Source organism: Pseudoalteromonas sp. Of7M-16, assembly GCF_022347805.1.
GTDB classification, from domain to species: Bacteria; Pseudomonadota; Gammaproteobacteria; order Enterobacterales; family Alteromonadaceae; genus Pseudoalteromonas; species Pseudoalteromonas luteoviolacea_F.
On sequence record NZ_JAKRFY010000006.1, the window covers coordinates 48,773 to 60,803 of the forward strand.

Genomic DNA, 12,031 nt, shown 5'->3' on the forward strand with positions numbered 1-12,031 from the left:
AAAAAAAGGGAGCAAACTAGCTCCCTTTTTATAATTTATTTACTATTGGGATGTTCAACTCCAACCCACGCTTTATACAAGTTCGCTTGGCGGCTAGAAGGAGATTTTATTGCTCGAATGACTTTGTTTCGATTTGCTTTTTCGCCTAGCTGCAATTTCACTGTCATTAATTTATGTCGTCGAATAAAGTCCACTTCCACAATTTCACCCGGGCTAAACAAAGCTAAAGTACTCGCAAGATCTTTGCGAACGTGATGTTTGTTGAGGGCAACTAGTTTATCACCGGCGGTTAAACCAGCTTGCCAAGCGTTACCATCTCTCGCTACATGGGTCAATTCCAGCAGCTGGCCTGCACTTTTAGTGGTGCCATCAATGCTTGCCACTTTCACCGTACCAGGCGGATAAACATGCTCCAATCCAACTTTTTCGAATAAGCTATCGAAATCAATAATCGCAGGATTATCAACATAGGTTTGCCACCAATTTGAATAATCGTTGCCACTTATTTCCTTAAGTATCCGTTTTACATCATCACTGTTAAATGAGTTGGGTAGCTTATGTTGCTTATATAGCTCGCTATGTACATCTCGATAGCTAACTTTACCTTCACTTTTATCTATCAGGTCGATATCCAGCGCCAAAGAAACTAACGCCCCCTCTAAATAGATATTGGTGCTGTAATTTTTACCGTGATCTCCGCCTTGGTTTATCCATTTATCAAAACTGGTGTGTGCCACCGATTGCACTTCCCTGCCCGGTGTTTGCAAATGTCGATTAAGTGTTCTGTTCAGCGATTTATAAAACTCTTTGTTGGTGGTGATCCCTGCACTAAGTAATAAGTAGTCTTCCAAATAGCTAGTTGACCCCTCTACAAGCCATAATAAATCGCTGTAATTAATATCCACATAGTCATATGGAACTAACCCTTCAGGTCGGTAGTTTTTTACATTCCATGTATGTATGAACTCGTGTGCTGCGGTGGAGATAAAGCCAATATAGTCATCTCTTGAAGCAAATTTATCGCGGTGCCTTTGAATGATGGTGGAGTTTAGGTGCTCAGTTGCTCCCCTTGCTCCACTGGTTGCATGTACCATAAATACATATCTATCATATGGATAATCGTGCCAGATCAAACTTCCCGTTGTCACTAGCTTTTTTAAATCTCGGATCATTAAGTCAACGTCGTAATTTCCCTCTCCCCAAATCACCAATTCATAGTCTCTGCCTTCGACGCTAAACTTATGCAATTCATTGATACCAGTTTCTATTGGAGAGTCGAGCAACACATCGTAATTCGCCGCTTTAAAGCTATGCTTGGAATTAGCAAAGTCCATACCCGATACCGAGCGCCAGTTATCCGGGACGTCTAGGTTTACGGTTACAGGCTCTTGTCGAAACGAATCACTGAACATAAAAAATCCAGAAGCATCGATAAACGCATGACTATCATCGATGTGCCTCGATCTAAGGGCTAATTCATTCGCATATACTTGATAAGATACAGATACTTCGGTGGGTTCATTTAAATGGACTCGCCAGGTATTTTTATCTGTTTTTTGCCATTTTAACTGCTTCCCACTTTCACTACTTGCTGCAAAAAAACGAATGCCATTGGCCATATCCAGTATCTCATAACGGCCAGTACGCCAGTCAGGCAGTTGAATATCAACATAAGATTGCGCAGATTTCGGAAAAGTAATTTCTACATTGCCTAAATGATGTTGCGGTTGTGTTATTGAGAGTTTGTACTCGACATCAGCGAAGGTAAATTGACTTAAAAGTGCCAAAGAGATCAGTGAGAGATTTTTTTTCATACTATAAAAAATTAAAGAGTTTTCCTAAAATTAGCAAAATTCCTTACACTTGAGTTAATAAATTCGTTGAACCTACATGATAAAAAGCCAAGTTGATAATTAAATTCTCCCACATTTTTCAGTAATTTGATGTAAACTTGCAATTGGATATAGTAAAAAAAGATGTTGGATTTTTGTGACTGATAAAACCGTACTCTTGGAAAAAAAACTCTCTCAAGCTATTTCAGCAAGAAAAACTCTTGAAGAAGCAAAAAAGACGCAAGTCTCGATGCTGTCTGACTTTGCGACAAGATTGTCTTTTAGCTGTAGAGGACAAGATGTAGCCCTAGACAATCAACTTGCGAAGTTTCGAAGTGCACTGAACAAGGGCATGGAAATAGAGCAACTTACTCCGTTGATTGAGACCACGATAACTCAATTAAAACAGCAAGAAGCCGTTTATGAAGCTAATGAGCGAGCTTTAACAACCCATATTCAGTCTGCTGGAAAACAATTACAAAAACTAAAAGGTTTACCAGATGATACCAGACGCAAACTGAGACATGTGCTTGATCATGAACTTGGTGATATCAAAGCTGTTTCGGAATTTGTCCCTTTACTCGAAAAGATATTGCAGTTTTATATGCAAACACTGCAAGCGAAAGCAGCGCCAGAGTTTAGTTCATCAACTCGCAATCCTGAGCTAGCCATTGAACTGTTATCTCTAACGAACGAGCTGGTTTTTGAAGAGGACGTTTCGGAGCAGATAAAGCAAATCAAACAAAGCTTGTCCGCTGATGATTCGGTTGACTCACTGTTGGATAATTCAGTCAGCATTATTCGTATATTCGCCAAATCTATCGCCCGTGAACGTCAGTCTGCTCAAGGCTTTTTAGTCTCTTTGAACCAAACACTTGAAGAGCTTCATAAATCGATTGTCGAAACCACAAATCAGTCCAAGTCGGTCAATCACGAAGTCTCAGCATTAAACAAGCGTATTGAAGAAAAGATCTCAACTCTGAATCATCAAACACAACAAGCAACTTCTATCACAGAGTTAAAGCAGCTCGTAGACAATGAACTAAAAGAGCTTAGTAAAGACTTGATTGAACGCGAAAGCATTGAACGCCGAGACAAAGAGGTTCTGCTTCAAAGCTTTGACAAAATTAATGACCGCATCAATTTACTCGAAACTAAAGTAACAAATTATAAAAAACGCTTAAACGAGCAAAAATTCAAAAGCCTGCTAGACGGCCTAACTAAATTGCCTAATCGAGCCGCTTTTGATGATAGGTACAACCAAGAATTTCATCTCTTTGAAGTTCACAACAGTGATGTCACACTCGTCGTTATTGATGTTGACCACTTTAAATCAATTAATGATAAATACGGGCACAGTGCCGGTGATAAAACATTGCAGGTGATAGCCAGAGCACTTAAAAAGTCAATTAGAAAAGCCGACTTTATTGCTCGCTATGGTGGCGAAGAGTTCGTGCTGCTTATGCCGGGTATGCCACTGAGCTCAGCGCAAAGCCCGCTTGAAAAAATACGTAATACCGTAAAAGCAATCCCATTTAGATTTAAAGAAAAAGAAGTACAAATTACGATTTCATTAGGTGCAACACAGCTTAAAAAAGGCGATACACCGCTTACAGCATTTGACCGTGCTGATAACGCACTGTATGACGCTAAAAACTCAGGCAGAGACAAACTTTGCATTAGAGAATAACAAGGAGAATGCCTATGCATGTACAGCTAAACCCAACTGGAGTTCTTAATTTATTATCACAATTAGAAGTCGACTTGTTACAACAGTCTTCAACTTTCGAAAGATATCAATTATTCCGAAACTGTGTGTTGGCTGTTCTAAACGTAGGCAGCCACACAGATTCAAGTTATGAGATCTACCGAAAGTTCGAGGATTTTAATGTTTCTCTGGTTGCGAGAGAGCGCGGCATAAAAATTGAACTGACCAATCCACCAGAGTCTGCATTTGTTGATGGCACAATTATCAATGGTATTCACGAGCATATCTTCTCAGTCATCCGAGATATTTTATTCATTTGTCAAAGACACCAAGATACGCTGATCGAGCCTAAAGAAATTACACACATGGTTTTCGATATGCTGCGAAACGCAGGCGCACTTGAAGTAAACACCGATCCCAATATGGTTGTTTGCTGGGGGGGCCACTCCATCAATGAGCAAGAATATAAGTATACTAAGGAAGTAGGCTATCAGCTCGGTCTTAGAGGGTTAAACATTTGTACAGGTTGTGGTCCTGGTGCAATGAAAGGACCAATGAAAGGCGCAACCATAGGGCATGCCAAACAGCGTATCACTAACAATCGATATTTGGGCCTAACAGAGCCAAGCATTATCGCCGCAGAGCCACCAAACCCTATTGTCAATGAACTGGTGATCTTGCCTGACATTGAAAAACGCCTCGAAGCGTTTGTCAGAACAGCGCACGCCATTATTATCTTTCCCGGTGGCGCAGGCACTTCAGAAGAATTGCTTTATCTACTTGGTATTTTGCTCCATCCAGAAAATGAAAAACAAGTCCTACCCGTTATTTTAACGGGGCCGGAGTCCAGTGCCGCTTACTTTGATGAAATATCTAAGTTTGTTGAGAAAACACTTGGTAGTGAAGCGCTTAACAAGTTTGAAGTCATTATCGATGATCCTGAACGTGTCGCAAAAACCATTAAGTCCGCAATGCCTAAAGTACGAGAGTACAGAAAGTCAGAGGGTGACGCATATTACTTTAACTGGACGCTTAAAATTGAAGAGCCGTTCCAGCAACCATTTGAACCAACCCATGAGAATATGTCATCTCTTGATTTACATTTAAGTCAACCTAAAGAAATACTAGCGGCAAATTTACGACGTGCTTTTTCTGGGATTGTGGCAGGTAACGTGAAAGACAATGGCGTTAAAGCAATAAAACAACATGGTCCATACGTGCTCTCTGGCGATAAATCACTCATGTCAGACATGGATAAACTATTGCAGGCTTTTGTAAACCAAGGTCGTATGAAGTTACCTGGCAGCAAATATGAGCCCTGCTACAAAATCCAGTCATAAAGCAAACTACGACCGTATAACTTAGATAGTTATTTAATTAAAACAAAAGCTTTTAGGGGCGATGAACTCTCATCGCCCCTCTGTTATAATCCTCGAAAGTACCAACAAAAATTTGTTTTATATACATTTATGGCCCAATTACTGCTGATTGACGCACTTAACTTAATTCGTCGTATATACGCTGTTGATTGTGAACAATCAGGGTTGACTGATGAGCAAATCATTCAAAGCTGTTATCAACGCGTAAAGAACGCAACCCGAAAACTACTTAAAACATCCCAAGCAAGTCACGCAATTGCAGTATTTGACGGGGACAAAAGCTGGCGTTATCACCTTTACACGGAATACAAAGCCACGAGAAAACCAATGCCACAGCAGTTAAAGGATAACCTTGAAATTGTTGCCCGAGGCTTTACTGAGCAAAATGTAAAAGCATATTTTCCAGTTCAAGATGAAGCAGATGATATATTGGCAACGCTGGCATATAAAGCGTCAAATCACGGCGTAGCGTCAACGATTGTATCTACCGACAAGGGTTTTTTACCGTTAATTGGTGAACACATTCAAGTCTATGATTACTTTAAACAACAAGGTATATCGTCTGAGGACGTGAGGTCCAAATTTTCCTTAGATAAAAATCAGCTTCATGATTTCTGGGGGTTAATGGGTGACAAAACCAATGATATTCCAGGAGTAAAAGGAGTTGGGAAAAAAACCGCTGTTGATGTATTGAGCCAATTCACTTCAGTAGAAAATGCACTGAACAGCCCTAGCCTTCATGGAACAATTAGAAAAAAAATAGAAACTGATATTGATAACTTTATTTTGAGCAAAGCACTAGTAGCCCTTAGAACCGACATTGAAGTTGGTTTTACTTTAAAAGAGCTGCGTCTCTGATCATTGCATTAATCACAAATTACTTGTTATGGATACACGCTTCGGATAGTCTTACCGAGCTGTATTTAGGTGACTTAAATGATAAAAAAAGTTCTACAATATATATTTCTGGGCCTCGCGGTTTACGCCGGGATTGTCTATCTTGTGATCAACTTTTATAAAGATGATCCAAGAGCGATGCTATGGAAAGACAGGGAAGCTTTTAACAAAAGGTTTATTAGCAAGCTCAAACCAGATACACGGATGGATTTAGATTCAGTGCTCGACAATTTAGGTAGCCCAGATCTCACCTATGTGAAATCAAACGATGATACAGTCTTTCAAATTGTCTATTACCGCACTCAATTGATGAAACCAGACGGCATAACAACACAAGATGAATGTACTGGTTTGTTATTTAAAAATGGTCAGCTAATTTTGTGGGGAGCTGGTGCAGTTGTAGCCTATGAGAAAGCGCTAAATAATGACGAATAAAGACATATCAAAACAACTCTTCGAATTGGTAAACAAAACAGAGCAAACACTTAGGCTTTACTATAACAAACAAAAATGGCCCAGTATCTTTCCAACCCTCGCAGAGCTTGCTCAGTTGTACACGCACACCTACCAAAGCGCCCCCAATGCACTGCATAGCTACCTAAACTTTAACTTTCAACAACTATCCCCAACGACAAATTTGGTGGTTAAAAAGTGCATTTTGGTATGTATTATCTCGCAGGGCCATGGCTATTCAAATAACATTCGTCAAGAATTACTTGTCGCTTGTTTGGCCAGCTTTTTGTGTGTAAAAAAAGAAAGTGACAAATTACTTAATGCACAACCCCTGACTGAACAGGGTAAGAAAATATGGAAAATAAGATATCAACTCGCAGTCAAAGTACTTGAACATGGTGGCTCGGTTAATAAACAGGCAACTCGCATGATGTCTCGACTTCAGCCGTACTGTGAAACCTTAAAGAGCAAACGCGTTGCGCCACTATACGACAACACTACTTTAGTTGTGGCCATTGCACAGATCATTGCAATGGCTTTGGTTAAAACTCCCACTAAGCCCAATACTTTGGCCTCTGTGGTGAAAAAACTCTACTTATCCAGTTATGACGAATTTACCCGCGACACCTTAAACAAACTGTCTATGCAATTCAGTCGCTTTGCTGTTGGTTGCACAACTGTATATCGCGGTCAAAAAGCGCTTCTTTTGCAAAGAAACGATAAGAACCAAGTGATTTGTACATTTGAAGGCAATAAGGTCGATCGCCTAGTCAAAACACAAAGCTCGTTTGAATTTGAGTACAGGACAATCTCCACAGCAGATAAACACCTCCTTTTCAAAGTGTGGGGACACATAGAATCGCAAGAAATCGCCGCAACAGAAGACTCGTTTGAAGCAACTTACACTGTAATAGACAAATTGAGTAGAAATAGTTTTGCTAGTTTTAGAGCTATTGAAAAAACAATTGAGCCGTTTCCATACATAGAGCAAGCACTTCAGCAAGCCGCGAAACAATATAATAGAGAAGCTCAAAAAGGTGCAAATATTCGACACTGTTTAACTATGGTCGGATTAAACACAGCGAGTTTGCTCTGTCAGCGCGTACTTATTGAGCAGGTTATTTCTCAGTTGCGTCACCCCTTCGCCCTTGATATATGGCATAAATATCAGCAGCTCGCACAGATCTTAGCAACTTTAACTAAACAAGCATATGGACAAGAATATGAGAGTATTCTCTCCCCTATCAGCGCGGTCGTCGCCTTCATGTTAAAGCATCATGATATTGATATAAAACGCTTCACTTGTGTCAGTGAACAAGCCGACTCATCAACACCTTATTCTCTGGCAAGATTATTTGGCTTTTTAGAATTCAATTCGACACAGCTGGACGACTATTTTTCCCACCACTTTGATAACAGCCCTCCACATGGCGCTTTCATGCAATCAGAAAGAGAAAAAGACAGTACTTTGAGTGAAGAGGCAAAAACGTTTGTTGCCATTAAAGTACTTGCAATGCAGTGGAGCAGCGCCCACTTTACACCTACAGCTTGGCAACATCATGTTTTGCAAAACCAAATAAAGAAATTTGGCTGGGATAGCGAAACGCAATTGAATGACGCCATCTTAGCGTTATCCTTACACAGCATGATTGAATAATATTTATTCTATAAATGCAGGATATAACAAACATAAACTAAATTTATGCCCTTTTATCATTCCTTGCTGGAATATCTATGAATAAATTGCTATAAAACGCGCTTAATTTTTCAAGCGAACACACACTTTTTATTTGATTGACTACAATAAATAGATCCTTCTTTTATGTGTGTACAATTTATTTTGATAAAGGAAAACTAAATGGCTAAGCAAACAGTTACCGTTATTCGCGGCGATGGTATTGGTCCAAGCATCATTGATTCTGCAATTGAGATTTTAAACGCAGCGGGCTGTGATTTTGAATACGAATATGTTGATGCAGGTCTTGCAGCACTAGAAAAAACTGGTGAACTGCTTCCACCTGAAACATTAGAAGCTATCGAGCGTAATAAGCTTACCCTGAAAGGCCCTTTAACAACACCTGTAGGTGAAGGTTTTACATCTATCAACGTTACTTTGCGTAAGCAGTTTGGCTTATACGCAAACGTGCGCCCAGTTAAGTCTTTTGAAGGTACTCAAGCACGCTACGACAACATTGACATCATTACTGTACGTGAAAACACACAGGGTATGTACTCTGGTCTTGGTCAAGTAACATCTGAAGATGGTACAGAAGCTGAAGCAATGTCGAAAATCACACGTGAAGGCGCTGAAAAAATCGTAACTTTCGCGTATGAGCTTGCACAACGTGAAGGCCGTAAGAAGGTAACGGCAGTTCATAAAGCGAACATCCTAAAATCAACTTCAGGTCTATTTCTAAAAGTGGCTCGTGAAGTCGGTGAGCGCTTCCCTGATATCGAGTCAGCTGAAATGATTGTAGATGCGACTTGTATGAAACTAGTTATGAACCCGGATGAGTTCGATGTTGTAGTTACAACTAACCTATTTGGTGACATCATTTCGGATCTATGTGCTGGCTTAGTTGGTGGTTTGGGTATGGCGCCTGGTGCAAATATCGGTGAAAATGCTGCGATTTTTGAAGCGGTACACGGTAGTGCACCTGACATTGCTGGTAAAAATCTAGCAAACCCAACATCTGTTATTCTTGCTTCTATCCAAATGCTTGAATACCTAGATATGGGTGAAACTGCTGAGCGTATCCGTAGCGCTGTTGCTGACGTTATCAAGTCTGGCGACCGTACTACTCGTGATCTTGGTGGCAGCCATGGCACCACTGACTTCACACAAGCTGTGATCGAACGTCTATAATAGATACACAAAAAGATAGCGCAAATTGCGCTATCTTTATTCTCCCCCAAAGGCTCTACGCAACATTCACTCTATACCTTGCCACTTAAAAGTTATTAAACTTCAACCTATTGACCTCATTTTTAACTCTACAAACAACAGTTCCTTAACATGCAATAAACCTCCTAATTATTTTAGCTTTGCAAATATTGCCACAGATACATTTATGCATTGCCCCCTATTTTTATAAATTGAAATATTACATTTCAAATTTATCAACGCCAAAAAGGGTTATATTATGCATATCTCCATCCTGGCTTCTTGACAGAAACATCGATTGCCCTTTAAATTAAAACTAGTTAAATAATTTAGTAGATTTGAAATGAATTTAGTTAAGCTTGCAAAATTGGTTCTCGTGGTGGTCTTAGTATTAAGTCCATAGGGGCCTGTGTGAGTATATGCTTTCATCGACCCCGCACAATGCGGGGTTTTTTTATGCCAAGATTTAACTTGGCTGAGGAATGAGGTAATGAATGAGCAATTTAATGGCTCCGAGTTAGTTGTAAAGGCGCTAAAAGATTTACAAGTACAATACATTTTTGGCTATCCAGGCGGATCTGTTTTGGATTTGTACGATGCTCTATTTGAGCAAAGTGATATAGAACACATTCTCGTCCGACACGAGCAAGCTGCAACTCATATGGCAGATGGATATGCTCGTGCTACAGGCCAAACAGGCGTGGTGCTCGCTACTTCTGGCCCTGGCGCAACTAATTGCATTACAGGTATCGCAACGGCCTACATGGACTCTATTCCAATGGTTGTACTTTCTGGGCAAGTGCCGTCAAACTTGATTGGTGATGACGCGTTTCAAGAGACCGACATCGTTGGCTGTTCAAGACCTATTGTCAAACATAGCTTTAATTGTCGAAATGCAGAAGATATCCCCGCAATTTTGGCCAAAGCCTTTTACTTAGCTAGCTCAGGAAGACCGGGACCGGTCGTTGTTGAGTTGCCAAAAGACGTCTTAATTCCACAAACTAAATTCAACTATGTTATGCCACCGCAACTTGATATGCGGACATATAACCCAAGTACTAAAGGCCATTCGAAGCAAATCAAAAAAGCGGTAGAGGCGATTTTACAAGCTAAGAAGCTGGTCATTTATTCAGGTGGTGGAATCGTCCTATCGAATACTTCTGACAAGCTGACTGAGCTAGTTGAAAAGCTCAACGCGCCAATTACAAACACTTTAATGGGTCTAGGTGGGATCAGTGGTAACCATCCTAACTTTATTGGCATGTTAGGAATGCATGGCTCCCTTGAAGCCAATAAAGCGATGGCTAACGCCGATACTATTTTAGCACTGGGTGCCAGATTTGATGACCGAGTGACAAATAATGTTAAGAAGTTTTGTCCCAATGCAAAAATTGTCCATGTAGATGTAGATCCAACTTCTATCTCTAAAACAATTCAAGCACATATCCCTGTAGTTGGCTGTTTAGATACAGTTCTAACACAGCTATTAAATGGTATTGATAACAGCAGTATTGCCATTGATCGCAGTGCTCAAGAAGCTTGGTGGAAAGACATTACTCAATGGCGAGAAAAGAAGTGTTTGGACTTTGAAACCTCTGAAGACAAGATCAAGCCTCAGACGGTGATTAAAAAGCTCTATGACATTACTCACGGCAATGCGTATGTTTCCTCCGATGTGGGCCAACACCAAATGTTTGCAGCACAATACTACCCATTTAAAAAACCTCGTCAGTGGATCAACTCTGGCGGACTTGGCACCATGGGGTTTGGATTACCTGCGGCTATGGGCGTAAAAGTTGCCTACCCGCAAGAAGAAGTCGTGTGCGTAACAGGTGACGGTTCTATTCAAATGAATATTCAAGAGCTTTCAACCTGCCTCCAATATGATTTAAATGTGAAAGTTGTATCATTAAATAACCGCTCACTAGGCATGGTTAGGCAGTGGCAAGATATGCTATATGATGGTCGTCATTCTAGCTCCTATATGGAGTCATTACCTGATTTCGTCGCACTAGCCGAAAGTTATGGCCATGTAGGGATCAGAGTAGATCACCCTGACGAGCTGGAACCAGCCCTAGAAAAAGCATTTTCAATACAAGATCGCTTAGTGTTCTTGGATATTCGAGTTGATGAGAGCGAACACGTATACCCGATGCAAATTAAACACGGTGCCGTTGACGAAATGTGGTTGAAAAAAGGAGTAAAGGTATAATGCGTAGAATATTAGCAATTCTATTAGAAAATGAACCAGGTTCACTGTCACGAATTGTTGGGCTTTTTTCTCAAAGGGCCTATAACATTGATAGTTTGACCGTTGGCACGACTGACGACAAGACACTTTCTCGCATTACTATTACCACTCATGGGGATGATCGAGTCGTAGAGCAGATCACGAAGCAAGTTAACAAACTCGTCGATGTGTTGAAAGTCTTTGACCTAACGGAAATCAACCACATAGAAAGAGAGCTGTTAATGGTCAAGGTGTTTACTCGAAATGAAGCGATGAGAGCGGCAGTTACTCGAGTAAGCGACGTGTTTGGAGCAGCCATTGTTGATATGGGAAAACAAAGCTACACACTTCAGCTGGCTAGCAGTACAGATAAAATTGAGAGCTTTTTGGATATGCTGCGCCACGAAAGTGACTTAATTGAACTCGTTCGTTCAGGAGCTGTTGGCATAGGTCGAGGTGATAAAGCGCTCAAGAGTTAAATAAGTCAGATTAATTATTTTGGGCCTTTGTGCCCATTAATTATAATCGCCTTACCGTTATTTATATATTCTAATTTTTATAACTTAAAAATAAAAAAGAGCCAAAAGGCTCTTTTTCAAATTTTTGGTCACGAGATAAATCTCACAGCCAATTATATTCGTCATTGAA

The 12,031-nt window shown here is 40.4% G+C and carries 9 protein-coding genes; 8 read left to right on the forward strand and 1 reads right to left on the reverse strand.

Annotation, left to right across the window (positions count from 1 at the left end; translation table 11 throughout):
• Nucleotides 1-35: 35 nt before the first annotated feature.
• On the reverse strand, nucleotides 36-1,814 hold the full coding sequence (locus tag MHN81_RS08040; protein WP_023397788.1) for a M61 family metallopeptidase: 1,779 nt from the start codon (nucleotides 1,812-1,814) through the stop codon (nucleotides 36-38).
• Between the two features lie 175 nt (nucleotides 1,815-1,989).
• Between MHN81_RS08040 and MHN81_RS08045 the strand changes: the two genes are divergently transcribed.
• From MHN81_RS08045 to ilvN, 8 genes are all read left to right on the forward strand, one after another.
• Complete coding sequence (locus tag MHN81_RS08045; protein ID WP_239425495.1) at nucleotides 1,990-3,522, forward strand: GGDEF domain-containing protein; 1,533 nt, start codon at nucleotides 1,990-1,992, stop codon at nucleotides 3,520-3,522.
• A gap of 14 nt (nucleotides 3,523-3,536) precedes the next feature.
• On the forward strand, nucleotides 3,537-4,880 hold the full coding sequence (gene ppnN, locus MHN81_RS08050) for a nucleotide 5'-monophosphate nucleosidase PpnN (protein ID WP_023397790.1): 1,344 nt from the start codon (nucleotides 3,537-3,539) through the stop codon (nucleotides 4,878-4,880).
• 129 nt (nucleotides 4,881-5,009) lie between these two features.
• A complete protein-coding gene (gene xni, locus MHN81_RS08055; protein ID WP_023397791.1) occupies nucleotides 5,010-5,777 on the forward strand; it encodes a flap endonuclease Xni in 768 nt (255 codons plus the stop codon).
• 78 nt (nucleotides 5,778-5,855) lie between these two features.
• A complete protein-coding gene (locus MHN81_RS08060) occupies nucleotides 5,856-6,251 on the forward strand; it encodes a DUF3192 domain-containing protein (protein ID WP_023397792.1) in 396 nt (131 codons plus the stop codon).
• Nucleotides 6,241-7,926 (forward strand): hypothetical protein, encoded by a 1,686-nt coding sequence (locus tag MHN81_RS08065; protein WP_023397793.1) that lies wholly within the window; start codon nucleotides 6,241-6,243, stop codon nucleotides 7,924-7,926. Before MHN81_RS08060 ends, MHN81_RS08065 begins: the two co-directional genes overlap by 11 nt.
• 201 nt (nucleotides 7,927-8,127) lie before the next feature.
• Entirely contained in the window at nucleotides 8,128-9,135 is a 1,008-nt protein-coding gene (locus MHN81_RS08070) for an isocitrate dehydrogenase (RefSeq protein ID WP_023397794.1), read from the forward strand.
• A 508-nt stretch (nucleotides 9,136-9,643) separates the two neighbouring features.
• On the forward strand, nucleotides 9,644-11,365 hold the full coding sequence (locus MHN81_RS08075) for an acetolactate synthase 3 large subunit (protein ID WP_023397795.1): 1,722 nt from the start codon (nucleotides 9,644-9,646) through the stop codon (nucleotides 11,363-11,365).
• Nucleotides 11,365-11,862, forward strand: coding sequence for an acetolactate synthase small subunit (gene ilvN, locus MHN81_RS08080; protein ID WP_023397796.1), 498 nt, complete (start codon nucleotides 11,365-11,367; stop codon nucleotides 11,860-11,862). The genes MHN81_RS08075 and ilvN overlap by 1 nt, the downstream gene beginning before the upstream one ends.
• Nucleotides 11,863-12,031 lie beyond the last annotated feature (169 nt).

Bases quoted from the DNA above. Each gene is read 5' to 3' on its own strand.
- MHN81_RS08060 (WP_023397792.1), top strand. From the start codon at position 5,856: ATGATAAAAAAAGTTCTACAATATATATTTCTGGGCCTCGCGGTTTAC.
- xni (WP_023397791.1), top strand. From the start codon at position 5,010: ATGGCCCAATTACTGCTGATTGACGCACTTAACTTAATTCGTCGTATA.
- ppnN (WP_023397790.1), top strand. From the start codon at position 3,537: ATGCATGTACAGCTAAACCCAACTGGAGTTCTTAATTTATTATCACAA.
- MHN81_RS08040 (WP_023397788.1), bottom strand. From the start codon at position 1,814: ATGAAAAAAAATCTCTCACTGATCTCTTTGGCACTTTTAAGTCAATTT.
- MHN81_RS08075 (WP_023397795.1), top strand. From the start codon at position 9,644: ATGAATGAGCAATTTAATGGCTCCGAGTTAGTTGTAAAGGCGCTAAAA.
- ilvN (WP_023397796.1), top strand. From the start codon at position 11,365: ATGCGTAGAATATTAGCAATTCTATTAGAAAATGAACCAGGTTCACTG.
- MHN81_RS08065 (WP_023397793.1), top strand. From the start codon at position 6,241: ATGACGAATAAAGACATATCAAAACAACTCTTCGAATTGGTAAACAAA.
- MHN81_RS08070 (WP_023397794.1), top strand. From the start codon at position 8,128: ATGGCTAAGCAAACAGTTACCGTTATTCGCGGCGATGGTATTGGTCCA.